The organism is Pedobacter sp. W3I1, assembly GCF_030816015.1.
In the GTDB taxonomy this organism is placed as follows: Bacteria; Bacteroidota; Bacteroidia; order Sphingobacteriales; family Sphingobacteriaceae; genus Pedobacter.
Window position 1 is genome coordinate 4,022,807 of the sequence record NZ_JAUSXN010000001.1, and the last position, 26,363, is coordinate 4,049,169.

Annotated in this window: 18 protein-coding genes; 6 read left to right on the forward strand and 12 right to left on the reverse strand. The window is 39.7% G+C overall.

The features are described 5' to 3' along the window. Nucleotides 1-29: 29 nt before the first annotated feature. From QF042_RS16545 to QF042_RS16580, 8 genes are all read right to left on the reverse strand, one after another. The gene (locus QF042_RS16545; RefSeq protein WP_307530348.1) at nt 30-3,086 is read right to left on the reverse strand and encodes an efflux RND transporter permease subunit; all 3,057 of its coding nucleotides are present in this window, start codon (nt 3,084-3,086) and stop codon (nt 30-32) included. 2 nt (nt 3,087-3,088) lie between these two features. Continuing rightward, nucleotides 3,089-4,015 (reverse strand): efflux RND transporter periplasmic adaptor subunit, encoded by a 927-nt coding sequence (locus tag QF042_RS16550; protein WP_307530350.1) that lies wholly within the window; start codon nt 4,013-4,015, stop codon nt 3,089-3,091. Between the two features lie 2 nt (nt 4,016-4,017). Continuing rightward, complete coding sequence (locus QF042_RS16555) at nt 4,018-5,265, reverse strand: TolC family protein (RefSeq protein WP_307530352.1); 1,248 nt, start codon at nt 5,263-5,265, stop codon at nt 4,018-4,020. Nucleotides 5,266-5,300: 35 nt separating this feature from the next. Then, entirely contained in the window at nt 5,301-6,092 is a 792-nt protein-coding gene (locus QF042_RS16560; RefSeq protein WP_307530354.1) for a phosphatase PAP2 family protein, read from the reverse strand. Between the two features lie 2 nt (nt 6,093-6,094). After that, nucleotides 6,095-6,502 carry a hypothetical protein gene (locus QF042_RS16565; RefSeq protein WP_307530356.1) on the reverse strand — a complete coding sequence of 136 codons (408 nt, stop codon included), beginning with the start codon at nt 6,500-6,502 and terminating at the stop codon, nt 6,095-6,097. A gap of 288 nt (nt 6,503-6,790) precedes the next feature. Beyond that, complete coding sequence (locus QF042_RS16570) at nt 6,791-8,044, reverse strand: HAMP domain-containing sensor histidine kinase (protein WP_307530358.1); 1,254 nt, start codon at nt 8,042-8,044, stop codon at nt 6,791-6,793. Then, on the reverse strand, nt 8,041-8,718 hold the full coding sequence (locus QF042_RS16575) for a response regulator transcription factor (RefSeq protein WP_307530360.1): 678 nt from the start codon (nt 8,716-8,718) through the stop codon (nt 8,041-8,043). Before QF042_RS16575 ends, QF042_RS16570 begins: the two co-directional genes overlap by 4 nt. Nucleotides 8,719-8,772: 54 nt before the next feature. After that, entirely contained in the window at nt 8,773-9,396 is a 624-nt protein-coding gene (locus QF042_RS16580; protein ID WP_307530363.1) for an HD domain-containing protein, read from the reverse strand. Nucleotides 9,397-9,573: 177 nt separating this feature from the next. Here QF042_RS16580 and QF042_RS16585 point away from each other — a divergent pair, with 177 nt between their 5' ends. The 4 genes from QF042_RS16585 to QF042_RS16600 all read left to right on the forward strand — a co-directional run bounded on the left by QF042_RS16585 (nt 9,574) and on the right by QF042_RS16600 (nt 15,309). Next, the gene (locus QF042_RS16585) at nt 9,574-11,997 is read left to right on the forward strand and encodes a TonB-dependent receptor domain-containing protein (protein ID WP_307530366.1); all 2,424 of its coding nucleotides are present in this window, start codon (nt 9,574-9,576) and stop codon (nt 11,995-11,997) included. A 120-nt stretch (nt 11,998-12,117) separates the two neighbouring features. Further along, on the forward strand, nt 12,118-12,822 hold the full coding sequence (locus QF042_RS16590) for a hypothetical protein (protein WP_307530368.1): 705 nt from the start codon (nt 12,118-12,120) through the stop codon (nt 12,820-12,822). Nucleotides 12,823-12,992: 170 nt separating this feature from the next. Further along, nucleotides 12,993-14,936 (forward strand): LTA synthase family protein, encoded by a 1,944-nt coding sequence (locus QF042_RS16595; protein WP_307530370.1) that lies wholly within the window; start codon nt 12,993-12,995, stop codon nt 14,934-14,936. Nucleotides 14,937-14,943: 7 nt separating this feature from the next. Beyond that, nucleotides 14,944-15,309 (forward strand): helix-turn-helix domain-containing protein, encoded by a 366-nt coding sequence (locus QF042_RS16600; RefSeq protein WP_307530371.1) that lies wholly within the window; start codon nt 14,944-14,946, stop codon nt 15,307-15,309. Between the two features lie 66 nt (nt 15,310-15,375). On the opposite strand, the gene QF042_RS16605 is transcribed toward QF042_RS16600, so the two are convergent. Further along, nucleotides 15,376-15,870: an SRPBCC domain-containing protein gene (locus QF042_RS16605; RefSeq protein WP_307530373.1), complete on the reverse strand. Its 495-nt coding sequence runs from the start codon at nt 15,868-15,870 to the stop codon at nt 15,376-15,378. Between the two features lie 176 nt (nt 15,871-16,046). Between QF042_RS16605 and QF042_RS16610 the strand changes: the two genes are divergently transcribed. Both QF042_RS16610 and QF042_RS16615 read left to right on the forward strand, forming a co-directional pair. Beyond that, nucleotides 16,047-17,027 carry a GlxA family transcriptional regulator gene (locus tag QF042_RS16610; protein ID WP_307530375.1) on the forward strand — a complete coding sequence of 327 codons (981 nt, stop codon included), beginning with the start codon at nt 16,047-16,049 and terminating at the stop codon, nt 17,025-17,027. A gap of 1,260 nt (nt 17,028-18,287) precedes the next feature. After that, complete coding sequence (locus QF042_RS16615) at nt 18,288-18,896, forward strand: hypothetical protein (protein ID WP_307530377.1); 609 nt, start codon at nt 18,288-18,290, stop codon at nt 18,894-18,896. On the opposite strand, the gene QF042_RS16620 is transcribed toward QF042_RS16615, so the two are convergent. Genes QF042_RS16620 through QF042_RS16630 form a run of 3 tightly spaced genes read right to left on the reverse strand, consistent with a single transcriptional unit; the run spans nt 18,893 to nt 25,831 of the window. Then, entirely contained in the window at nt 18,893-19,342 is a 450-nt protein-coding gene (locus QF042_RS16620) for a hypothetical protein (protein WP_307530379.1), read from the reverse strand. The two genes, QF042_RS16615 and QF042_RS16620, sit on opposite strands and share 4 nt — an antisense overlap. Next, nucleotides 19,342-22,677, reverse strand: a complete 3,336-nt coding sequence (locus tag QF042_RS16625; protein ID WP_307530381.1) for a DUF6443 domain-containing protein — start codon at nt 22,675-22,677, stop codon at nt 19,342-19,344. The genes QF042_RS16620 and QF042_RS16625 overlap by 1 nt, the downstream gene beginning before the upstream one ends. A 7-nt stretch (nt 22,678-22,684) precedes the next feature. Further along, the gene (locus tag QF042_RS16630) at nt 22,685-25,831 is read right to left on the reverse strand and encodes an RHS repeat domain-containing protein (protein WP_307530383.1); all 3,147 of its coding nucleotides are present in this window, start codon (nt 25,829-25,831) and stop codon (nt 22,685-22,687) included. Nucleotides 25,832-26,363 lie beyond the last annotated feature (532 nt).

A 26,363-nucleotide genomic window follows, 5' to 3' on the forward strand; every position in this document is an offset into this window, starting at 1 on the left:
ATATTCTTAGGGTATGGATTTAAAATCTGTTACGCTTGAACTGGATCTCCTGCAGGTTTGGCTGATTGGTAGAATCGCCTGATCAGGCTTGGTAAAGCAATGAGCAATAGTGGTAGGGCGGCTATAAAACCACCAATTACAGCGATGGCCAATGGTTGATGCAGCTGTGCACCGGCACCGATCCCTAAAGCCAGAGGCATTAAGGCGATAATTGCCCCAAGTGCAGTCATTAATTTTGGCCGCAACCGGGTAGAAATGGCAAAGGTTATGGCATCATCAACACTTTGTTTAGCAAGAGATTCTTTAAACTGTAAAAAGGTAAATATTGCATTCTCGCCGATAATGCCCACAATCATAATTAACCCGGTATAACTACCTACATTGAGTAGTGTATGGGTTAAAAACAAGGCTAAATAACTTCCGGAAATACCCAACACCGAGATCAATAAAATGAGAAAAGCAATTTTAAAATCTTTAAATAGAAATAAGATTACACTAAACACCAACAAACTCGATGCGATAAGGATAGTGAGCAGTTCGGAGAACGATTGTTGCTGCTCTTTATATGCACCGCCATATTCGATATGATAACCCGGAGGCAGGTTTACATTGGTATTTATGGCTTTCTGAAGATCTTTCATTACACTACCAAGATCGCGGTTATCGAGCCTTGCGGTAACTACCCCAATGGTTTGCAGGTTTTCTCTTGCTACTTCGGCAATTCCGGCTTTAAGATCAACCCTGGCCATTTGCTGAATGGGTACAGTTGTTCCATTGGGTAAGAAAATTTTAAGCTTGTTGATGTCGGCCACGCTAAAAGTTCTGCTTCCGGGATAAACCATCCGAATAGGAGAAAGCTGTTGTTTATCGTATAAATCGCCAATTAAAGTTCCCTGCATTGCGGTTTGAAGCTGCGATTGAAAAGATACCGGACTAACACCATATTGCGCCAGCATATTAAAATTGGGTTGGATATTTACCGTTGGACCGGAGATTACAATGCCGTCAAACACATCGGCTGTACCATTTACATGCGAAACCAGATCGGCTACCTTTTTAGATAAACCCTGCAATTTTTCCTGGTCGTTACCAAAAATTTTCACCTCGATGGGTTGTGTAGAACTCATTAAATCGCCTAACATGTCGCCGATTACCTGTCCGAAATCAATTACTAAAGCAGGTTGTGTATTTTCGATATACGTGCGGATCTCCGAGATCACCTCATCTGTGCTTTTTGTCCTGTTGTGTTTCAGCTGGATGAGGTAATCGCCAGTATTGGGTTCGGTAATAAAAAAGCCCATCTGCGTTCCGGTTCTTCGCGAATACGCCTGAACATCTGGAATTTTAACAATTTCCTTTTCTACTTGTTTAAGCATCCTGTCGGTTTCTTCGAGCGAAGTGCCTGGAGGCGAAGCATAATCCAGTACAATACTTCCTTCGTCCATTTCGGGGAGAAACCCGGTTTCTAAACGTGGGAAAACAAGCACAATCGATAGGATGAGCCCCAGCATAAATATGATCGAGATATAAGGTCTTTGTATAAAATAACGCACCCAGTTTTGCGATTTAACTTCGTGTACCACTACTTTTTTGCCCGATGATGCATGACTGCCCCCTTTTCGGGTAAGCAAAAGATAAATCACAGGTAAACCAATCCAGGTAACAAAGAAGGAACAGATCAGGGTAATGATCATGGTATTGGTCATCACCTGAAAATAAGAGCCTGCAACACCCGTCATCAGTACAAAGGGAATAAATATCACAATGGTACTGATAGAAGAACCTAGCATGGCTGGGAAAAGATAACTCACCGCCTTACTTACTAACCTCATGGTAAGCTCTTCGGGATGTTCTTCATGTGTGCGATGAATCTGCTCTACGACCACTATAGCATCATCTATAATTAAACCTATGGCAGCTGCAATGGCACCAAGTGTCATGATATTGAGCGAATAGCCAATAAAATAAAGCACGATTACCGTTAAACAAAGTGTAACCGGAATGGTAATTAAAATGGTGGCGCTTGACTTTATCGATCTGAGAAAAATAATGGCCACCAAAATGGCCAATGCCAAACCAATTAATAAACTATCGCGTACACTTTTTACCGATTCGTTTACAAAATCGGCTTGCACATAATAAGGTTTAATGCTTACGCCTGCCGGCAGAATATGTTTGAGTTGTTCTACTTTGGTAAACATCTGGTTAGAAAGATCAACCAGATTGGCATTGGGTTGTTTGATTACTGCAATCAGGATTCCATCCTTACCATTGGCATTAATGCGGGTATATTCTACACTTTGCTGAATATTTACCTTGGCAACATCCATTACCTTAATAATCCGGTTGCCCTTTCTGCTCAACACCAGATTTTCCAGATCGCTTTTGTTTTTTACCGTGGCATCGGTTACGGATAGGTACAAATAATTGTGATCGGCGAGGTAGCCGTTAGATTTTATAAAATTGGTTTGGCTGAGTGCATTACTAATCTGATCGGGGCCAATGCCCAGCGCCTGCATTTTCTGTGCATCAAGCTCCAGCCAGTATTCTTTGCTTTTACCACCAATTACGCGGATCTCAGAAACGCCATCAACCTGTGAAAGAAAGGGTTTTACGGTATAGGTGGCAATTTTTTTCAGTTCAGCAGACGAATAATTGTGACTTTCTAAGCTGTATCCACTTACCGGAAGGATAGACGGATTCATCTTCTCTACCGAAATATTAACCCCAGCGGGCAATGAAGCACTAATTTTGGCAATCTGCGATTCTATGCGCTGCTGACTAAGATCGATATCGGCACCTGGGTTCATAAACGCAGAAAGCTCGCAACTGCCCCTACTGGTGGTACTCCGAACCAACTGAAGATCGGGTACTTGTTTTACTGCATTTTCTAAGGGCCGGGTTACGGTAACCACCATCTTATCAACCGGCTGGAGTTCTGCATCGGCAATAATTTTGATCTTTGGAAAAGTAATTTCTGGAAAAAGCCCTGTTTTTAGCTGGCTGAAAGCATATACTCCGCCCATTAGTATAATGAGTAATACTGCCAGAATTGGATTTTTATGAGAAATGAAAAACTTGTTCATGGCTACTTCTGGATTTTAACTTTGGCGGTATCGGCTATTCCATAATTCCCAGTGGTAATGATCCGGTCTGTTTTCGAAAATTTAGGGTCGAGCACTTCAATTGTATTTTGGCTTTCGATGCCTTTTTTCACGTTTATCTTTACCGCCGTTGAATCGTTAATCAGTTTCATTACCCAAAACTCATCTTCGGTTTCGTTGGCCAACACCGCCGATTTTGGCAATACCTGAGCCTGCGTATGGTTTACTTTTATTAACCTCACTTTTGCAATCAAACCTTCGGGAATATCTTTGCCTGCCCCTACTTTAAGGATATAGCGTTGGGTCTGCGCTGATGAGTCAACAGAAGGCATCGTTCCTGAAACCGTTCCGGTCATTTTGGTTCCATCGGGCAACAGGATAGCCAGGCTTCTATTCTGATTGATCAGCCGATTGTATTCGTAAGGCAGATCGAGCAGAAAAACCAAACTATTGCGGTTGCTGATGGTGGCCAAAGCTTCTCCATCCTGCACATAATCTCCTTTTTGATGATTTACCTGAATAATTGTTCCGGCCTGATCGGCTCTGATATTGGAAATGCCAGAAAATTTAAACCCGGCATCAAGCTTATTTACACTATTGCCAATCGATTTCGCTTCTTTGGTAATTAAACTAAACAACAATTGATGGCTCCCCACCTGCTTGCCCAATACGGCCTGGGCACTTTCTACATAACCGTTGATATTTGCCTTTACAAAACTTTTTTCCAGATAGGCCGAAACTGCCGAAAGTTCTACATATTCAGAAAGCGCACTATCCCGAACGGTAGTCACCTGAACCGGTGTAATTGGCGAGGGCTCATCTACAGTTTCTGCCGGGGCAGAATGATTACATCCCGAAAAAACAAACAGGGTGGCAATACCACTACACATTAATTTCAGATAGCTATTCATGGTTATCGGTTCCAGTAATTAAATTGGTTGATCAGTTTTAAACGGTTAATATTGGTTTGGCGCAATAAATTTTGAGCTGCCATATAGTTGTTGATCGCAATAACAAAATCGGCTACTTTTAAATCGCCGGTATGCATCAATTTGCTGTCAACCTCGATCAAGCCCTTACTAAAGCGGATCTGCTCTTTAATTTTCGGAAAAAGTGCATCAGTCTGGTTAATCTGCTGGCGGATCAGGTTTAGCTGTTGCTGCTGCTGGCGGATAAAAAAATCACGGTAACCGGATATGGTTTTAGCAGAAAGGCTGAGTTTATTGTACTGCATTTTTTTCTGATGACCATCGTAAATCGGTACCGAAAAAGTAAAACCAATACTTGCACCAAAATTTTTATAGGGCTGCAAAATAAATGAAGAATTATAACCCCCATTTGCATACACCCCAAGTTTGGGCTTATAGTTAAAGTCGATTGCGTTTTTTTGATTGCTGTTTTTTAAGCTGTCGATATCGAAACGTTTGTTAAAAAAGCCCTGATCGATTGAGGTGCTAGCGGTCTGCAATTGGGGATCGGCTAACTTAACCTGTGTGGTATCGGCAATGCCAGCCAGATAGTTTAATGTGGCATAATCATTTTTAAACTGCAGTTCGGCCTGTTTCACCACCAATTGCTGTTGTTGTAGCGTAACCAAAAAAGTTAAATACTCCGATTGTTTGTAAATATTGCTTCTGGTTAATTTTTTAAGCAATGTTTCTTCTTGTTCGAGCAGCATAACCACTTCCCGATTAAAATCCACCTGTTCCTGACTGGCATAGGCTAAAATATATTGATCGGCAATAGATCTTTGCAAATCATACAGCGAGAGTTGCCCGGCATATTTAATGGAATCGCTTTGGATTTTAATGCCTTCGAGCTGGTTATTGATACGTTTCTTGTTCAGCAGATCATAATTCACATTAAGTAGTGCTTCTAACGCCTGCCCGTTGGTAAGCACTTCATCGTAACCATAACCACGCACAATCGGCGCATACATCCCTGCCGAACTGGCTGTAACCTGTGGCCCTCCGGTAGCCCGGACAATCAAACTATCTATTCCTGCAGAACGTTGTTGATTCTGAAAATCTTTAAGTACCGGACTGGTAGATTCAGCTTGCTTTAAATAATAATCGAGACTTTTTGACGGGACTTGAGCTGTTGCTCTTGCCACCCAAAAAGTAACCAGGCATAAAATCAGGTATTTCAACTTTATATTCATTTTTGGATGATTACAACTCAAAAAATATTGAATAATTAAAATCTGCCCGAAAGCATTAAACCCGTGCTACCTTGTTGGTGGAAGGGCATAAATGTAAAATTCCCATCTTTTTTGGTAGTAAAAAGGCTTTTGATATATGGATATACCAGATAAGATATCTTTGTAGATGCAATCCCGAATCCAGCACCGGCCACAACATCACTAAACCAGTGTTTGTTGTTATACATTCGCAGTGTTCCGGTGGCAGTGGCAACAAAATAGCCGGCATAACCAATCCATGGATTAACATCTTTATACTCCTGGTGGAGAAATTCAGCAGCCATAAATGCAGATGCCGTATGCCCCGAAGGAAAAGAATTTTGGCCATTTTCATTGGGCCGTTCTCTACCAACACCCTGTTTCACAAAATGGGTAGAAACACCCATAATTGCAGCTGATGTAACATATAACATGGAAGCATCAAACAGATTATGTTTACCTTTTATACCTGATAAATTCAATGCATACACCGCAGCAGCAGGTGCAAATTGAAGATAATCATCAACATGAGCCGCAAATAAAGGATGATCTTCCTGTAATTCTGCTTTGGTACTTACATCCAGTTGTTTTAATGCGCCATGATCGTAAACGGCGGCAAAACCATAACCAGCAAGTAAAACGGGTGCAATAAATGCCGTTGCCTGAAACCTTTTTTTGGTGATCGGATGGCCAGTATACCATCTTCCTGAAGAATCTGCAGGGATGTTTTTAACTGAATCTATACTTTGGGCCCTACACGATAAAGTAACAGCGACGAAAAGCAAGGTGCATGAAACGAAGTTAGGCATGGCTATGGTTTTATTTGATTTCCGTTTGAATCGAATAAAAGATCTTTACCTTTTACTTCGGCTTCGTAGTGTATGGTTCCATCTGCTTTGGTAATTTTTGCAGTTTCGGCAATTTTTTGGCCTTTTAATTTAGCAAGAACAGCAGTTGGCAATTCAGTCGGTTTAATTGCTACTTCGGTTTCTAAAAGCACTCCCTTTGCCGAATAAACTTCAGAAGTTTCTTTACCATTTAAGATAAATCCGGCTTCATAGTCTTGTTTCTCCATTTCCCATGAAACTTTGGTTCCGGCATGAAGTTTTGTAAACGCAGCTTTAACCTGAGCAGGCACTTTAGCGGTGTTCATTTTTTGTGCTTGAGCCGTAATAACCATACCACCAGCAAGTAATAAAATTCCAAAAGTTCTTTTCATAGCTTTAAATTTTAATCAAAACTATAATCGAATTATGGAGAAATTCTGAAGTTATCTGTTGGTATTGTTATTATTATTCAAAGTGATGTTTGGAAATGAGTAATTGATGGTCATGACTGGTAACACCCGGCACCATTAAAAAATCTGCGGAAATCTTCTTAAATCTGCGGGCAATAAATAATGTGACAAATGCTTAGGCTTAGGTCTCTCGCAGATATCGCTGATCTACGCAGAAAGTGTTTATTATTTATAGTGACAGGTGGTAACACCTATCACCACATAAAATAATTAATCACTAAAATAGACTACAAAAACATGTTCACCACTTTCTTCATGATAATCAATGCGAAAGCCATAAAGATTACAGATCTGTTTGGTTATGGCCAAACCCAGCCCCATCCCTTCAGAATCGACAGATTTGGAAAAACGATCGAATATTTTGGTTTGTAAATGACTGGGGTTTCCTGAGTTGGAAATGGTTAAGGCTTCCTGATTAAGTTCAACATCTATGTGTCCACCAGTTACATTATGTCGTACAGCGTTACTAAAAAGATTATTTAGCAGAATATCGCACAGATACCGGCTCATTTTAACCGTTACAGGCACAAGATTTTCAGTAAGCATTAACCCATCCTTTTCCAATAACTCTTGAAACTGACGGCTCTTTGCCTCCACCATTTCTTTGAGTTCGATATCCTGAAAATCGGGGATCAGGTTATTTTCAATTTTGGCCAGCAGCAATAAAGATTGATGCAATCTCGATAATTTGCCTGTGGCATGGTAAATATCTTCCAGCAACGCCCCTTGTTGTGCTGTAAATGATTCCGTTTGCAGTAAAGAATCTAATTTAGAATTAATAACGGCCAAAGGAGTCATCATTTCGTGCGAAGCATTATCGGTAAAACTTTTAAGCTCTTTATAATCTTGCCGCACCCTTTCGGCCATCGCATTTACCGATTTATTTAACTCATTAAACTCATCAATTTTTGTTGGTTCGTGTTCAATTGTATCCATCCGAGTTACCTCGAAAGATTTCATCCGGTTTAAAATAGAATAAAAAGGGCGCCAAAGCCTGTTCAGTACAAATCTGTTGATTAGTAATAAGGACAAGAGCAAAACCACGGTAATACCTACGGTAATTAATAAAATAATTCTCACCAGATCTTCTGATTCTACCCTCGATTTGGTTATTGTTACTTCAATGGCTTTATCATCCAAACGAACAACCGTAATTAAACTCCTTCCGGGTTCGTTTTCCTGCTCTTTTGGATTATAATAGATGGTATATAGAAATTCGCGTTCAGGAACAGGTCCATTAAGCGTTTTATAAGAAATCTGTTGATCGAGATAGCTTGCGGGTAAGGGCAGTTTATGATAAGTTTTTACATATTGGTTAATTTCATTCTCTTCGACAGCTAAATCCCTATCCAATTTTTGGGTTAAAATAAAATGGATTACAACATAGTAGATCACTCCAGTGATGATGAGCACCACAATGGAGGTTAAAATATTCGCCCGGTTGTAACGGTTGGAGAGTTTCATATATCGCCAAATTTATAGCCAATCCCATAAACAGAACGAAGATAATCAGCTGATCCGGCTTCGAGTAGTTTTTTGCGGAGATTTTTAACGTGGGTATAAATAAAGTCGAAATCGTCAGACAGATCCATTTCATCTCCCCACAGATGTTCGGCCATGGCATTCTTAGTCACCACTTTATTGCGGTTAGAGAGGAAATAAACCATCAGATCGAACTCTTTTTTGGTTAATATTACCTGATTGCCTTTAACCGTAATTTTCATTGCCGATACATCAACTGTTATCTCATTGAAAACAATAACATTATTGCCATCAAAATTCTTTCTGCGCACAATGGCACTTACCCTTGCTTTAAGCTCTGATAAGTGAAAGGGTTTAACCAAATAATCGTCAGCACCAAGATCGAGTCCGGCAAGTTTATCATCTAACGAATGGCGGGCCGAAATAATGAGTACACCATCTCTTTTTTTCAGTTGCTTCAGTTTGGTTAACAGCTCTAGCCCTTCCCCACCCGGCAAGCCCAAGTCTAAAAGAATACAATCGTAACTATAGAGCGATATTTTTTCGTTGGCAGCAGCAAAATCTGAAGCATGCTCACAAATATTACCTTCTCCGGTAAAATAGGCCAGGATACTCTCTAATAAAGCCTGTTCATCTTCAATGACTAAAATTTTCATTGCTTAATCATTTGTTATTTAGTTGGACATAAAGTAATCATTAAAACCGGAAAATTAAAAAAACCATCGCAAACCTGTTAGGTAAAATCGCTGTATTAGTTTTTCAATGTTCAGATTTTTTTTCTTCTGTAATGTCTGTTTGCCAAAGGTGGTAAAGTACTCGTGTCCCGCCAGCATTTTGATATTGATGGCATCCCATTCTCTATCAGCGTACATTAAATGAAGGTTTTCTTCCCATTCTCTTTTCAGCCTGGCGGCAAAACCAATATAATTCTGAAGGGAAAAATGATAAAAATCGGCATCACATATAATTTTCTCTAGATTGTTATTTGGCAGTTGAGGATATTTCGTAGCCAAAATACAATCGGACACAACTCCTATATCAGCATCATTCAGACCATTTTCAAATAAAAAATCGCGGGCAATCTGGACACTGGCAAGCTCATGGCCCATGTATTGTTTAGTATAGCCAACATCATGTAAAAAGGCAGCCAAAGTAAGTAACAGCAAATCTTTCTCCCCCACATTACTTTGCTTGCCAATAGTTCTTACACCTTCTACCACCAGCAAAGTATGTTCAAAATCATGGAAGTACATGTTTTTCGGCAATTCTTTTTTTAAAAGTTCTTTAACGAAAGCTTCGACTTTTTGTAGCAATATCTCCTGCTCTTTTTCCATTTATCACTCTTCAATAAATAGTACAATAATATTTATCAATTCTGAAGAAAAACTGTAGCGTAAATACCGATCTACTATTATTGATTTGTTGAAGCGTTAAGCTTTTGGTATTGCCTCAGATAGTTCAGATTCTCTTCAGAATTGCTTTCTAATTTGCCAACGGAAAACTTATCGATTATGAAGAACTACAAGAGACTATTAAAGCTATTTTGCTTTTCTATATTCCTGCTGGCAGATGATATTTGTGCACAGGAAAAACCCATCACTGTTTCAGGACAGATTAAAGAGGCTAAAAATAAAAACACGCTTCCTTATACCAACATTGTTTTAAAAAAACCAAATGATGAAAAATTTATTTTGGGCACCATTAGTGACGACCAGGGGCGATTTTCGATTAAAGATCTCCCATCGGGAAACTATAATCTGGTAATTAGCATAGTGGGTTATCAAACTTTAAAAAAAGAGATCAGTATTGGTATACTCAGTCCATTTCTCGACCTGGGCATTTTTGAGCTGATGGAAGATGCACAAACCCTACAAAGTGTTAATATTCAAGGCACACAGCATGAAGGTTTAGGCAATAAAATGGACAAAAAGACTTACGATCTTGCCAAAAATACCAGTCAGCTCGGTGGTTCGGTACTGCAGGCCATGCAAAACCTTCCCGGCATCACCATACAGGACGGAAAAGTACAATTAAGAGGGAACGATAAAATTGCGGTATTGATTGACGGCAAACAAAACGCGATTACAGGTTTTGGAAGCCAGACCGGACTCGATAATATACCTGCTTCGGCTATTGAGCGTATAGAGATTATCAATAATCCTTCCTCAAAATACGATGCGAATGGTAATGCTGGTATCATCAACATTATTTACAAGAAAAGCAAACAGGAAGGCTTTAATGGCAAATTGGGTATGAGCACCGGTTTTGGGGCAATATGGCTCCGAAAAGAAAACTTACCGGGAATAAGTGCGCAATACCAGGCCACACCAAAATTTAATCCTTCCCTATCTTTAAACTACCGTAAAAACAAATTAAATACCTTTTTACAGGCCGATTATCTGTATACGCAAACCTTAAATAAAAACGAATTTTCGCAAAGGATTTATGATAATGGCACGGTAATCAACCAACAGGTTAAACGCAATAGGACTACTACATTTTCTACCATAAAAAGCGGCTTCGATTTTAACCCGGATGAGCATAACAGCTTTACCTTATCTGGCTTTTTTAACCGGGAAAAAATTGGAGATCTTGGCGACATCCCCTACTTCAACAGCGATTTTACAGTTAGGAACCGCTTGTGGCAGTTTGTAGAAGATGAAGTAAAATATACCGCTACGGGCTCAGCACTGTATCAGCATAAATTTGCACAACCGGGCCATACCTTAAGTGCAGGTTTTAATTACACCTGGCACCGGGAAGATGAAAAATATTTTTTCACTAACATTACGCCTGCGTTTACAGGGATGGATTCGTTTAAGCTGCTATCTGATGAACATGTTTCAGATTTTAATTTAGATTACGTGCGTCCGCTGAAACATGGAAGGATAGAAGGTGGCATAAAATACCGTTATCGGTTTATCCCAACGGATATGCAATTTTATCCAGGGCTAAACTCTCCTATTGATGTAAATGCAGGCGGTTGGGCCGATTATAGCGAAAATATCCCGGCAGTATATGGCAACTATGTTTATGAGAACAACAAAACCGAACTGGAAGCCGGATTAAGAATGGAATACGTAAAAGTAGAATATAAGGTAAACCCGAACCATAATACCTATAAGAGCGATGGTTACGAATATTCCAGACCTTTCCCTAACCTACGGTTTGCCTACAAAATAAATGAGAAAAATAAAATAAGTGCTTTCTACAACCAACGTGTAGACCGACCGAATGAAGTAGATATCAGGATATTCCCAAAATACGATGAACCTGAACTGTTAAAAGTGGGCAATCCTGCCCTACGCCCACAGTTTACACATGCCATAGAATTGGGTTACAAAAACAATTGGAATAAAGGCTATTTTTATGCATCAGCTTTTCATAAGATCGTAAATGGCACCATCACACGCATTGCCACTATTGTTCCTGGTAATGCCATTATCTATAATATCTTCCAAAATGCGGGAAAAAGCTTTAATTCGGGTGGTGAATTACTTTTGCAACAGGAACTTGCCTCATGGTTTTCATTTAACCTAAGCACTACACTATATCGAAACAAGATCAATGCCTTTACAGTAGCCAACCAATATCCTGTTCCAACGGTATATAGTACACCTGAGCAGTCTATCGTATCAGGCAATGGCAAATTTAACGGACAGTTCAAATTACCGGGCAAAACAGATATCCAACTGGCAATGGTTTACCTGGCTCCTGATATTATCCCACAAGGGAAAATTGGCGCCAGGTTTTCTACGGATCTGGGCATTAAAAAACAGATTCAGAAAGGTAAGGGTGAAATTTTCTTAAATGGGAATGATATCCTGAATACGTTGAAGATCAAAAAGGAAATCAATGGAAACGGTTTCAGGCTTAACAGTACTGATTATTATGAAACTCAGGTTTTTAGATTAGGTTACAGTTATAAGTTTTAAGTATGGGTTTAATGGGATAAAAAGGGCTTGGATACTACAACTTCAGAATTGCTACAGAATTCGAATGTATCTTGAGTACAGAGGCTTAACTAACTTCTTTTTATCCCTAAACCAAATACAATGAAAAAATTTTACACCATTGCTTCTGCTGCATTATTGATGTTGCTATTGACCAATTGCACAAAAAAAGAGGTGGCAGCAGATACCAAATTGAGTTACAGTTTTAGTGCAAGCAATTTAAATGCATCGCTTAGCAGCAATGCAACCGCAAGTGGAACCGTTGTAGCGCCCGGCACCAATGGAAGTATAAACTGGACTACTGCTAGTGTTAATATTGCCAAAGTAGAATTCAGTGCTACAAAAGCAGGCACACCCGTCTCTTTAGAATCTAAGAACCTATATATGGTTAATGCATTAAAACCCGATTCTTTATCTGGTACGGTTTCATTAGTTTCTGGTGTTTATGAGCATAATCAGTTTAACCTAACCATGAATTCATCAACCACCAACCCTCCATTATTGTTAACAGGAACCTATATTGAAGCTTCTGGAACCAAAATTCCGGTGAGGTTCGAAATGAACCAGCCCCAATTGATCAAATTAGAAGCGACCAGAGTAGAGGTTACTTCAGGAACATATTTGGCCAAGGTAACCATTCAGCTTAATGCGTTGGTAACAGGATTAACAGCAAGTGATTTCGGCCAAACTACCCGTACAGGCGCAAATAATATGATTGTAATCTCTAACACCATAAATAAAACGTTATGCGACAAGCTTATTACGAGATTTACCTCAACGCTGAGCGTTAATTTTTCAAAGCAATAATCAATTATGAACCGATCACAAATTAAATATTAATAAATCGTTAAGTGCAATACTTAAACAATACCTTTAGGGCACTAACCAAACCTTCAGAATTCCTTCAGAATTGAAACTTACCTTCGCCAACTACAAAGTCTGGCTAGTTTAATTCAAAATTGGATTCATCATTAACTATGAGCATTAAAGAAAAAACAAATAAATTACTCGATAATAGATTTGGACCAGTTTTTTTAGTTACAGTATTATTATGTACCATATCGCTGATTACAAGGCTCTCTTTATTAATTTATAGTGCATCATCAGTTGACTGGTCGGTACTTAACCTCCTTAAAATTTTTGTTATTGGCTTATTTTACGATCTTGCTGCTGCATCATTCGCAGTAATCCCGATTGTGATCTACCTGTGGTTACTTCCTTCAAAATGGTATGCGAGCAAATTCAACAAAATATTGTTGTTCATTTATTTTTTCTTTGTTGTTTTTACGCTAATCTTCAATGCCATTTCAGAATGGTTCTTTTGGGAAGAATTTTCAGTCCGTTATAACTTTATAGCGGTCGATTACCTGGTCTACACCACAGAAGTTATCGGTAATATCCGCCAATCGTACCCGATCAACAGCATTATGATTGGTTTGGTGATCATCACGGCGCTAATTGTCTATATTTTAAGAAAACCTATCACAACATCTACCACCACTAAAACTGGTTTTGGTAAGCGGACAAAAATTGCCCTTATTCTTTTATGTCTGCCAGTTCTTACTTACTTCGGTGTAAGCCATAGATGGAAATACCTAAGCAAAAATCAATATGTAAACGAGCTTTCGGGCAATGGCATGTACGATTTTGGATTCGCTTTTTGGAACAATCAGCTCGATTACAATACTTTTTACAAAACCCTCCCCATTAAAAGTGCCGAATCTATTCTGAGCCATTTGCTTCAGGAAGATTCTACTGTTAAGAATGGAGCATTTAAAAATACTTCCAGAACCATCAGTAGCATTGGTACTGAAAACAAGATGAATGTGGTACTAATCAGTGTAGAAAGTTTAAGCGCTGAGTTTTTGGGCACATTTGGTAATACACAGCACATTACGCCACAGCTCGATTCGCTGGCAAAAGAAGGTTTGTTATTCAACAATTTATATGCTTCGGGAACGCGTACTGTACGAGGCCTGGAAGCACTTTCACTTTGCATCCCGCCTACCCCCGGACAATCGATCGTAAAACGCCCTGATAATAAAAACCTGTTCACCTTAGGCAGCATATTTCGTTCAAAAGGTTACAACAGCAGGTTTATTTATGGTGGTTATGGCTATTTCGATAACATGAACGAGTTTTTTTCAAATAATGGCTATCAGGTAACGGATAGAAGTTCACTTCAGGATTCAGAAATCCACTATTCGAATATCTGGGGTGTTGCCGATGAAGATTTATTTACGCTTTCGTTACGCGAACTGGATAAAGATTATAAAAACAAGAAACCTTTTTTCGCTCAGATTATGACGGTTTCGAACCACCGCCCCTATACCTATCCTGAAGGAAGGATTGATATTCCATCGCACACCGGCAGAGAAGGCGCAGTTAAATACACCGATTACGCTATTGGCAAATTTATACGCGAAGCAAAACAAAAACCCTGGTTTTCGAATACTTTATTCGTCATTGTAGCCGATCATTGTGCTTCTAGTGCAGGTAAAGTAGAGTTACCAGTAGATAAATACCACATTCCAATGATTTTTTACAGTCCAGAACACATTGCACCAGGTAAATTCGGGAAACTAACCGCACAGATTGATATCGGTCCAACCATTTTGGGTTACCTGAATTTCAGTTACGACAGTAAGTTTTTCGGTCAGGATGTGTTTAAGATGAAAGATAGCGATGAAAGGGCTTTTATAAGCACCTACCAGAGTTTAGGTTACCTTAAAAACAATAAATTAGTTATTCTCAATCCAAATAAAAAAGCAGCTACATACAAGCCCGATTTCACCACTGGAAGCGCCGTAGCTATACCTGCAGATGAGAAATTGATCAATGAAGCGATTTCCAATTATCAAATGGCATCATACCTTTACCAGAATAATCTGTACGGCTTTGAGTCTAAAAAGAAACCCTAATCTAACCATGAGTATAAATATTGGGTTGCTGATCTGGAAAGAGATGAAGGCAAAATTAATGAGTAGAGAACAGCTTGCCGGGAAAATAAACGTGAGCAAACACCGGGTGGATACTTTACTTAAATCGGACTCGATAGATACCAATTTATTAACCCGGATCTCTATTGCACTTGGTATTAATTTTTTCGAATACTATCGTAAAGATGAAGATCTGACTCAACTTGAAATCGATACCTTTGCACAAAGCGACCAGGAACTTAACGAGCTCAAAAATTTAATCAAAGAAAAAAACAAATTGCTCGGGCTTTACGAAGAAACCATTAAAAGCCAAAAGAAGATTATTGGCACTCTCGAAAATCTTCGAAAACACTAACACATTATATCTACTTTAAATATTCAATTGCAGCCTGTTCATTAAATTTAACAGGCTGCACTATTATCAGGCTTCCAATTTCCATTTTTTTGCCAACTCAGTATTAAAACCATCATCTTCTTTAGGATTTGGTTGCCCCTTTCCTGTAGTAATTAGTTTATACAAACTTTCTTTAATATAGTTGGTCCACGCTTCCCTGCAAATCTCATAACATTCGTACTGAGACACCAATCCCTCGTGTGTAAAAGTTACAGCAGTTTGTGCGCCCTTTTTATTAATATCGAAAACTAGCTTTGTACCAATCCACTCGCTTTTATCAGTAGTAAACTTAAAATAGTTATCTAATATCAGCCAAACCACTTTTTGGTCTGAAATCAGTTCTATCAACTTCATTTTACAATAATGAATATCCCTATAATGATAAACGGATTCGGCGTTAATGATATTGGTAGCTCCTTCAATAGCTTCCGACCACCATCCGCTCATATTGGTGATTGCATTAAATACCTCATTCGGACTTTGATCTACCAAAATGGTGGCTGTAAAATCTTGCTTTTCCATGGTTCTGCTGTTGTTTAAATTAAAGATTGATTAGAATAAAACAAAGTTAACAGCAATATGCACTGCAAGCAGGGTGTAAAATAGACATTGTAGCGGGTTGATTTGGACAGTTTTAAACTTTATCTTTACTACAGAAAATTAGCAGATTGATGCTAAACCAATATAAAACCATTAAGATGAAACATATTACCATCCTTGTACCCGACGGACCGAATAACTTAAGTAGCATTGTTGGTTCATATAAAATACTAAGCAGGGCTAATGCGTATTGGCAGGAAAGCGGCAAAACACAGCTATTCAAAATTGAGCTGGCAGGTATTTCTACAGTGGTTGATTTTTATGAGGGTTTATTTTCGGTGAAACCACACAAACATATTTCATCCATCAACAAAACCGACCTGGTGATTATCCCCTCCTTAAACCACAACTATCAGCAAGCCATGGAAGGGAACAAAGAACTAATTGGGTGGATTGCGGCGCAATATAAAAATGGTGCCGAAATAGCGAGTGTTTGTACCGGTGCATACTTATTGGCGTCAACTGGTTTATTAGACGGCAAAACCTGTTCTACCCACTGGATTGTAGCTGATCATTTCAGCAAAATGTTTCCTAAAGTAGATTTACAGCCTGATAAACTGATTACTGACGAAAATGGTATTTATACCAATGGCGGGGCTTATTCTTTTTTAAATCTACTCCTGTATCTGGTAGAAAAATACTTTGATAGGCAAACGGCTATCTTTTGCTCAAAGGTTTTCCAGATTGAGATGGACAGGCAAAGCCAATCGACCTTTATTATTTTTAAAGGACAAAAACAACATGGTGATGAAATGGTAAAAGAAGCACAATATTATATCGAAAACCATCTACAGCAAAAAATATCGATAGAAGATTTATCAACCAGGTTTGCAGTTGGCAGGAGAAGTTTTGATCGAAGATTCATCAAAGCAACCGGAAACACACCAATAGAATACTTGCAACGCGCTAAAATAGAATCGGCCAAAAAAGCCCTGGAAACCAGCAGAAAAACGGTTAACGAAGTCATGTATGAGGTAGGTTATGCAGATGTAAAAGCTTTCAGAGAAGTTTTTCGGAAAATAACCGGAGTCTCGCCGCTAGAATACAGAAACCGGTACAACAAGGAAATGGCCATATAAATTTCTATATCGGCATATTGAACATATAGTTTTTCCCATAAAGTCTACCAGATCCATTTTACCAGGTTTTGCTATTTTTTCAACCAGTCATGCTTGCTGTAAGGCAAAACAACCTGACATGAAAGAAACAGGCGATTTTTTGATCGCTAACTTTAATTGTTGCATTGTACCTGATAACTTGAAGGCGACAGACCTACATTCCGATTAAAAGGTCTGCTAAAAGAAGTTAGATATGCCTCCTTGGGACTATTATTTTATGTAGTATCAAAAAGATTATCCCGAGAAGCTAAGCCTGAAGAGCTGATCGAAACATCGGAACGGCTAGTCTGCCCTGGAACAGGTGGTCACTTAAAGCGAAATGGGGTAACAGTTTAAACACTTCTTCCTTAAACTTATTTCTATTCACTTTTATCTTATTTTTTCCGGCCGATGTATATAGGAGAACCAGGCTGATATGCAGCATTTAGGATCATATTAAAATAGTTTCAGTTTCGAGAATTTTTCTCATCAATTTTTCTCTTTTCTCTACAGATTTAATTGTTTTCAAGAAACGATGAATGCAGTTTGCTTTTTTAATCAAGCAAAGCCTAAATATCTAATGGGCTTTGCAGCAGCTTAAATTCAATAATATATATTAAGTGGACTGGGATTAATTATCCAGTAAACTAATACCAACTAAGGCATTATCAATGAGCAATACATGATTCTTGAAAACCCCATCGGTCGTTTTCTTGATGTTGTTGCAATTGCTTTCTGTCAGATAACTTAGGAACTCGGATAATATTTTTTGGCATATCCCTTTGACCGCTCTGCTCAAAGTTCAATATCCGGAGCTATTCGCTGAAACACTTCTGTGATTTAACAAACTTTATGAATTTTTACTACAAATAAGATTGCTATATTTGTAATATCAATACCTTTTTAGGTTAAAGCACTACTGATATGATTTTTGGAAGCCGTTTAACAGCGATCCGTAAGGATCATAAGATATCGCAAGGCGAACTTGCTCAAAGGCCAGCAATACACTCAAACTTACTCGGAAGATATGAACGTGAAGAAGCCACACCCTGTGTAGAAATGGGATGAAGATTGCCGACGTTAGGTGTTTCGCTTGATTTTATGGTAGGTAAAACAGATGTTGAACTCGACAAAGTGATAAACCATACAAAAACTACCCAAGGAACATGTCATGTATTCCCTAGATGGACTGATACAGCATGCTAAGACAAGGATTGCTTATAAATAATTTGCCCGTTACAAATGCTTGAGCGAATATTTAAAAAGAAAAAGCCAGAAGATATTTTCTGGAATTGGTTTTCAAAAAAGGCTGATTTATATTTTCATTTTGAACGGAATCGAGATGTCCTATTCTCTAAGCTAAAGGCAGAGCTGGAAAAGATTCATCCTGATCTTACGTTTGAGTTTAGTCCTGTTTTTGAAGATGGAACCAGAGAACTCGTAATTTCTGCAGATGGCATTAAAAGTATATTTCCGATTGTAATCAAATTGGTAAAACAAGCTCCAATCCTACAAAAATGGAAGATTATTGCCTTTCGGCAACCTCATAAAGAAGTTACGCAAATAAACTATCAAGACCTTACGATAAACCTTAAGGATGTCTTTTTCAGATATTCAAAAGACAAAGGACAAGTAGGCCTTGAATTAAATATCAGAGGCTTTTATGAGTCGCCAGAATGGACTGCCGGCATCTTTATCTTATTAGATAATGTAATAGGTGAATATCACACAGAAATGAGTTTGAGCCATATCTATAAAAAGCAATTAGATGAAACTGAGGTCAATAATTTATTTCCAATTGAAAATTTGCCACAAATCATTCAGGATTATCATTTGGAGTTAAATAATTAACCCCATTTCTCTAAGTTCCAATCAGCAACTAGATTTTCAACCAGTAAAGTGTCATTCCAAATTCCCCAGGGTGATAATTGCTTTTGTTCAGAGTTTAGACTTTTAACCAGCTGCCTTTGCCACGTATCCGTATTAATGATATGCCATCCTAAAAACTCCCCCTTCACAATATGCTCTGTACGCATATACTTTGGTTTTTCGAACTTGAAAAGATAAGAACCAACTTTCTCTACTATCTTTTGCTTATTAGCTGCCGCCAGTGGAAAGTATATCATATATCTTTCTTTAGAACCAGCCAACTTATCAAAGTTGGCTGGTCGCTCGCAATGCAATCCAGGCAGAACCCTTACTAAATCTCCTATTGTAGGATCTTTATAAATATAGTGCAAGTAAGCCTTTCCTTTTGGAGTATTGATTTCAAAAATATCCCCTATTTTATTCCTCATTATTTGTAACCAATCGATTTTAAAAGTTCATACCCTTTTTGTAATTGAGCCCCATACGAAGGATTGGAAGTAGAAATACTATTTATTTTATTAAGTAGCGTACCTCCATTCTTACCTAACCCGTGTATTTCAATTAAAGCTTGTTCTACGGCTCTTGCCTCTGTTCTTGATAACCCTTTCATCAGTGGCTCTATAATAATGCCTTTAGAAGCCAAATGTTGCGCAGCTCTTCTAGCAAGATTATTCGTAATACCAACATATTGAGTTACACCCTCCTTTGTGACAGATGCATATACGGTAGTTCCGGTCTTGGTCGCTATAGTAACACCTGTTTTAGCCTCATAAGCAAATCCTGCAGTAAATAATTCCAATAAAGCCTGTCCAAATTTTGCAGCAGAAGTTCCATAATTACCATCAGAAAGATTATTTCCACTTTCTGCTGCTGCACCTATTATTGGAATATTAAATGTCCAAGCCGGCCATCTCCATCCTTTTACTTCTACTTCTTTTAATTGTATAGGTTTAGGCTCCGGCTTAGGTGTGGGGTTTACTTTTTTTGTAGTGTCAGCCGCCATCCCGAATTCATCGATCATCAACACAGGATTGTTCATCGCATAATTGTATGGCGAAACATGCTCAAACTCATCTGCCAGCGGATCAATCACATTCCATCGGCCTATTACCGGGTCATAGAACCTAGCGCCGTAGTCGTACTGTCCCAACTCATCCTGCAACTCCTTGCCGTTATAAAGATACTTATTATCTGCCGAACCCTGCATAGATGTGTTTCTTTTTCCAAAGGCATAATAATCATCTTTCTGCAAAGGCGATATAATGCCGTTCGCCACATCAAAGGTATAACGTACATTACCCAGGTGATCGCTCAGGTTATAATGGTAGGTATAAGTTCCGCTACCATTGTTCTGTGCCACACCTTCTTCGGTATGGATAATATCAATAGTAGTGCCATCCGGCTTGTATTCTATGCCATCTATATAGTTCCTGACCGAACCATTGCTGTTCTTGGCCAGCTTGTTGCCTGTTGCATCATACGTGTACGACAGGTTAACAGGTGTGCCTGTTATGCGCACTGCCGTTGCTGGGAGGTTGAGGTAATTATAGGTCAACCTGAAACCGTTCAGTCCATCCTTTGTAGCATTACCGTTTGCATCGTATTCATAGTCTTGTGTAGTTAGCCCACTTACACTCTGCAATCTATTGCTATTGCCTGAATTATAATAGTTATATGTTCTTGCCCCGCCGCCATCACGGTTAAGGCTTGCGATGTTCCCCATTACATCATAGGTCAATGATTCACTCATCGGTACACCCGCAACAGTCGCTGCCGTTTCCAACCTATTCAGCTTATCGTAACCATAGTTGAAAATGTTTGCAGTAGGGTTAAGGGTATTTGTCCAGTCCCAGTACTGTTTGGTGATGTTACCATTATAGCCCTGAGCAACACCATCTTCGTAATCGAGCTTCAAACTAAACTGATCGGAAGTGCTGTTTTTCATCCAGCCACGCTCGTTGTAAGCAAAGGTAGTAGCCTGTGTATCGTTGTGCAGGTTTTTCTTATTTAACTGCCCGATCTCGTTGTATCCCAAATGGTTCAGTGCCACCTCTCCCTGGTGGTTGATGTTCTCAAAAGTAGCCAGCTTTCTGCCCATGTGGTCGTACTCAAAACGGTAGGCTATCGTTGTTGTCGTTCCGTTTGCAGTATGTGTGCGGGTACTGGTGGTTAGCTCTCCAACAAAACTGTAGGTATTGTCTACCACATCGCTGCCGTTCAGCTGGTGGTTGCTCTTACTCTGTACCACACGCCCTTCCAGATCGTAATAGTTTACCGTTAGCAGCATGGCGCCGGTGCCCAAATTCTTTACCTTGCTACCGGTAAGCAGGCTTTTGGTCCGCGCTGCAGGGGCCTGATTGCCTGTAGGTTGGCCAAAACTATCTGGAAAATCGTAGTCATCATAATAGTTAGCGGTAAGGAAAACGATATTGAGGTTATCTTCTCCAGCTGAAGGGTGTGTATTCCTTGTATAGCCTTCAAGGTTAACAGTTGTCCGTTCTTCCCACTGTGCAGCGACCCCGTCATTATAATTCTGCATGCCAATACGGCCGATACCCTGACCGTTCTCCACGCCTGTAAGTACTACTCTGCCAAAAGCATCGTATTTGATCCAGCTCCACTGGCTCACCGCCCTCTGGTTGGCATCCTGTATGTGCGTAACCTGATCGAGCTTATTGTACACCATAAACTCCCAGCCCTTGCCCGGTATTTTTTTCTCAACCAGTCTTTTGCGGCCATCATAATGGTAGCCGTAAATAAATTGATCGAACACCGGCAGTGTTTCATCAAAGTTGCTCAATACAGCCTGCCCGTTCTCGTTCACTGCCGGGGGCAGCACATAACGCAGGTTGCCAAGGTCATCATAAACATAATAGGTAGATAAGCTTTTGCCATCTGTTTCCCATACCCGTTTGAGTATTACACGTCCTTCAAAATCTTTAAATTCTTCTGTTGTGCCTGCTTTTATATCAGTTAGCTTCCAGTTCTCATCCTTACTGATGGTTTTATATAGTTTACCAGGCCCGTAAACCGTTGCTGCTGCGCCATTATCGGAACCATTGATTATCCATAGCTTCACCTCGTTTTCAAGGTTTGTGCCGTATTCTGCCTTTACGGTATGGCCTGCGCTGATCTGCCAGACCTCGCCCGGAGCACCCTGCTGTTGTACACGGTTCAGGGGCGAAGCCTCGAAAACCGTTTCGGCAAAGGGATAATCTGTAGCTTTTATCCCAGCTACCGCTGGCAAATGGAAAAAGTTAAATTGATCTGCGATTGCTGCATCACGGAAGCTCCCTGTAGTACCGGTCTGCGCTGCATAAGGTTGATATTTGAATTTTTCCCTTCCAAAGGCATCATAGGCTATAGGCTGTACAATATCCTTGAAACCGGGACTGCCCTGAACCTGTACCGTCTGTAAAGGTCTGCCCAATCCATCGAAATACTGGATCGTTTCGTTTACATCGCAAATGCTACGACCCGAAAGATTGTTCGGGTCTATGCCCGACTGTTTGAATATCTTCGTACTTATATAGTTTTGGCTACTGCTCGCCGCCGATACAAAGGGCATGCAGTTTACATAGCTTAACCCTGTGGTAAAAATGTGAACAGGACCAGTAGTATGAAAACCATCGCTCAGCGTTACACTCAACGGCGCACTGATTTCGCTTTCGCCATTATAAACCGATACAACCTTTTGGCCAGAAGAGCGGCTGCATAACAATAGTAATGCCGCAGCGCAAAAATATTTTAGATGTTGTTTCATGGAGGCGTTAGTTTTTATAGTGGTAGTCGTTCTGTTTTAAAACATTGCCGTTTTGATCCTTAACCGTTTTTAAGCGTTGGAAGGCATCGTATTCATAGGTAGTAGTCATCCCCTTGGCATCGGTCATACTCGTCATACCGACTAACGGTCTGTAGGTGTAAGTGGTGATCTGGGCATCTTTAAGTAAAGAGAAATTTCTCAGCTGGTAGATGAAATCTTTAACCTGCTGATCGGTTGGATTGGAATCCGCAAAACTACTTACAGCTGTTGATCCTCCAAGAACCGATTCAACTGTAGCATAATCGGCGTTCTTGATCTCAGCCACTGGGTATTGTGAATTATAACTCCATAAATAAACACTTTTAGGCCCCAAGGATGTTTGCACTTCCAATAAATTACCACCGGTACTATATTTATTATAATTTATCCTTTGCTGGTACCTTGAATCCATAAGATAGGAACTGCCGCCCGTAAAATTGGGGAGCTGCCCTATTACATAATTAGAAAACTTAAATGAGGATAATTGGATTGGGGAATCCGTTTCGAGCTGGTAAACTTTATTCGGCAAAGCTGCCCCAAGGTGGGTATACTCAGTAATGTTCCCTCCCAGAATTTTTAAACCGTTTGCATCTTCTTCATAGGACACCTCTTCTATCGGCAATGCAATCTGATGGTTGTTTTTCATATTATCAATAAAAGGCGTACCCGAACTGTAGTCTTGGGCGAAGGTCTTTAACGATACAATTGTTTTTCCTGTACTGTTACTGATTGACGACCTTGTCATTTGAAGATGGACCGGATTATCATAGTAATATTTTTTCAGAACTGAAGAGATGTTACCATTGTCATCATATGTGTCTTCCCTTGTACCTGTCTGCTGGACCCATTCGGAACTATTTATAAATGGGCCGTAAATAATCTCACTCCTTTGCGCTACATTTAAACCAGAGCTCCCATCATAACATGCGTTATAGAGTGCAAAGCTCGCTACATAACCCTGCTGTATATAATTGGGTATAAAATCATAGGTATTTAAAATCTCCTTTTTAATTCTCCCGCTAGCATCCTTAATAATCTGGTTGAGCAGTAATCCCCTTTTGTAATCGAAACTGCTCGGTGGAGGAAATGGAAAGTTGGTACTCACCCAATCTCCTGGACTTATTGAAAAATAATTTTCTTCAAGTCCATTGCTACCATTATCGCCATTCAAAACAGTCACTTTACCATATCCAATCGGACCACCGCTCGTTGTACCAAGAACTGTCTTGGAGTATGAGGTTCTGGCCAGATAATGGTCTGTTCTGTTTATATAGGTCTGACCGGGAGCAGGAATACAGGGATCTATTGTCAAGACCCTCATCACATAGGCATAATGTTCGTTTTTATAAGGAGCGGCACAGAATGCGTTTTCATAAACAAACTTCTTTTTACTGAGTACCTGATTATTCTCAGAAGCTATTATTTCCTTGATCCTCACTCCGCCCACAAGTCTGTCAACTGGATGTGGATCCCCTTCAGCAGTCCAGGATACGGTGGCCGTGCAATAGGTATTTGCCATATCAATGCTCCTTACACTAATGGTATAGTTACCTGCCTGTAATAAAAACAGATCTTCATAACTGCCATCAACACTGGGAGCCCTATTGATAGTAGTTCCATTATCTAAGTTCTTGATACTTATAAGGACGTATAGCGGATCGTTTTCCTGTGGGTTTCGTACAAATGAATAGTATAATTTAACTTCTCCTCCCGTACTCTTATGGAAACTCATTACTTTTTCCGTACCCAGAGGATCGGTATTTAATAATGTCACTGTAGCCGATGCCTGTCCAATTTCGGTTATAAAATCGGGGTACGAATGCGGTTCATAGATAAATTTCGAACTTCCGCCGGTCGGGTAGTCTATCTGGGTCAAAATTTCTGCTGAGGAGAAGGGGAAGTGGGCTTCCCTGTCAGCTGACAACTGGCCTGGTAGCAGACCCTGGACATACGGAAGTAAGGTCTGGTTATTTGCACCGTTGTAATATCCCCAATGGTCCTGGGCATAAGAACCTCTTACAGGCAATTTGGTTTCTGAGTAGGAAAACCCATATTGGTTTATTGTTTCTGAATGATCAGAAGAAATCTCATTAATATGATCGAGTGTAAGACGTGAACTTTCGCTATAACCATAGTTAAACGACAACTGCTTAACCACCTTCTGGGTAGAGGATTCATAAACCTTTAAACTATCGAGGGCATAGCAGTATGTTAAATCTAATCTGGATGCCGGTTGAGGGACAAACTTTATGAGCTGGTTGCTGCTTTCTATCCTGGATAAGCGGACACCGCTGATCCGCGACTCGCTCAGGTTGATTTCCTGAGGCTTTAGAGCCCCCAGTGTCTGCCTGGTATAATCGGTAAAGGATAATGTATTCGATGTTGTATAATCTTCCGGTTCATAGTGGAGATTTATAACTTCGCCTGTAACCGAAACAATCCTTTTCAAAAACCATGACGAAACAAAGCCCGTACCAGAATAATAGTCATCGATGACGATCCCATTACTCATGTTCTGTGTACGTTCAACTGCACCGACCCCACCAAAATATAATTTAGTGCCATTTTCCAATTCGACCTTCCACTCATCATTGGCTAAGAATACACCGTCATGATTTGGAGATAGGGATACTTTGATAGCACTTTTTGGCATGCTCTGAATATTGAAATTAGAGTCGATAAAAAATTTGAAAGACTGTCCCAGGGCATTAAACATGAAAACATCGGGCTGAGAATCCAACGTCCCAAGGGCCTGATTATGGAATATTGTAAAATTTGATATGTTATCATAAGCCCTATCCGGGTTTCTCAGCAGTGCCCTGGTGACAAAATAACCGTGACTGGGATTATCATCTGGCAGCCCCCTGACGGTCCTGGTAATTACCCCGCCGCAGTTCAATGTCCATCCTAGCCCTACCCATGATGCGTAATCATCTACCCTGTTGCCAGAAGCGTGGTAGCTCAAGGAGATTGGAACAGAAATATTTTTCTCCGATAACGTATACAAAGGTATGCTAATATTGGTTGTACCCGTATATAAGCTAACAGGCCATTCGGCATACTTACCTAAAGAAGCTGCTGTAGGCGATGGACCGATCACATTATTTTTTGGCATCAAATTGCCCGTCTGCGCGGATAAAGTCAGGCTGAAGAGAAAAAGAAAATAAAAAATCAAATAAATACTTTTCCAACCAATGAAAAATTCCCTGGGCAGACTTTTTCCGAAAAAAAAATGATAATTTTTGATGTCTATAGTTTTCATAGATAATGTTAATCTGACAAGGGATTTGGCCGGCTGCGTGAAAGTGCCGACAATCATTGACAGTATGAGAACCCTGATAGGGGTAGAGTCAAAGAAATTCATGTTAGTTTAGATTTGGATAAAATAGAAGTTAGTGGTCAATCAGTAAAATGGTACAAAACCAAATTAATCCGTATTTATTTGGACAAACTAAGCCATCTGTACTTTTATTGATCGACCAGGTTGAGCAATTAATTAAAAACTAAAAGATTTACGAGATATTATCCTGTTGCGAAATTTCCAACAGAAAATAAAACTGGAATAAGCGGAGAAAGTTGTGAAAGTTCTGAGAGGCATATCTGTACATATTAAATTTACTTAGATGTTAAGAGGTTAATATTCTATT

Excerpts from the sequence above, each read along its gene's own strand:
- QF042_RS16620 (WP_307530379.1), bottom strand. The coding sequence starts at position 19,342 with ATGAGGAATAAAATAGGGGATATTTTTGAAATCAATACTCCAAAAGGA.
- QF042_RS16600 (WP_307530371.1), top strand. The coding sequence starts at position 14,944 with ATGAGTATAAATATTGGGTTGCTGATCTGGAAAGAGATGAAGGCAAAA.
- QF042_RS16610 (WP_307530375.1), top strand. The coding sequence starts at position 16,047 with ATGAAACATATTACCATCCTTGTACCCGACGGACCGAATAACTTAAGT.
- QF042_RS16560 (WP_307530354.1), bottom strand. The coding sequence starts at position 6,092 with ATGCCTAACTTCGTTTCATGCACCTTGCTTTTCGTCGCTGTTACTTTA.
- QF042_RS16565 (WP_307530356.1), bottom strand. The coding sequence starts at position 6,502 with ATGAAAAGAACTTTTGGAATTTTATTACTTGCTGGTGGTATGGTTATT.
- QF042_RS16625 (WP_307530381.1), bottom strand. The coding sequence starts at position 22,677 with ATGAAACAACATCTAAAATATTTTTGCGCTGCGGCATTACTATTGTTA.
- QF042_RS16630 (WP_307530383.1), bottom strand. The coding sequence starts at position 25,831 with ATGCCAAAAAATAATGTGATCGGTCCATCGCCTACAGCAGCTTCTTTA.
- QF042_RS16545 (WP_307530348.1), bottom strand. The coding sequence starts at position 3,086 with ATGAACAAGTTTTTCATTTCTCATAAAAATCCAATTCTGGCAGTATTA.
- QF042_RS16570 (WP_307530358.1), bottom strand. The coding sequence starts at position 8,044 with ATGAAACTCTCCAACCGTTACAACCGGGCGAATATTTTAACCTCCATT.
- QF042_RS16580 (WP_307530363.1), bottom strand. The coding sequence starts at position 9,396 with ATGGAAAAAGAGCAGGAGATATTGCTACAAAAAGTCGAAGCTTTCGTT.
- QF042_RS16585 (WP_307530366.1), top strand. The coding sequence starts at position 9,574 with ATGAAGAACTACAAGAGACTATTAAAGCTATTTTGCTTTTCTATATTC.
- QF042_RS16550 (WP_307530350.1), bottom strand. The coding sequence starts at position 4,015 with ATGAATAGCTATCTGAAATTAATGTGTAGTGGTATTGCCACCCTGTTT.
- QF042_RS16605 (WP_307530373.1), bottom strand. The coding sequence starts at position 15,870 with ATGGAAAAGCAAGATTTTACAGCCACCATTTTGGTAGATCAAAGTCCG.
- QF042_RS16575 (WP_307530360.1), bottom strand. The coding sequence starts at position 8,718 with ATGAAAATTTTAGTCATTGAAGATGAACAGGCTTTATTAGAGAGTATC.
- QF042_RS16555 (WP_307530352.1), bottom strand. The coding sequence starts at position 5,265 with ATGAATATAAAGTTGAAATACCTGATTTTATGCCTGGTTACTTTTTGG.
- QF042_RS16615 (WP_307530377.1), top strand. The coding sequence starts at position 18,288 with ATGCTTGAGCGAATATTTAAAAAGAAAAAGCCAGAAGATATTTTCTGG.
- QF042_RS16595 (WP_307530370.1), top strand. The coding sequence starts at position 12,993 with ATGAGCATTAAAGAAAAAACAAATAAATTACTCGATAATAGATTTGGA.
- QF042_RS16590 (WP_307530368.1), top strand. The coding sequence starts at position 12,118 with ATGAAAAAATTTTACACCATTGCTTCTGCTGCATTATTGATGTTGCTA.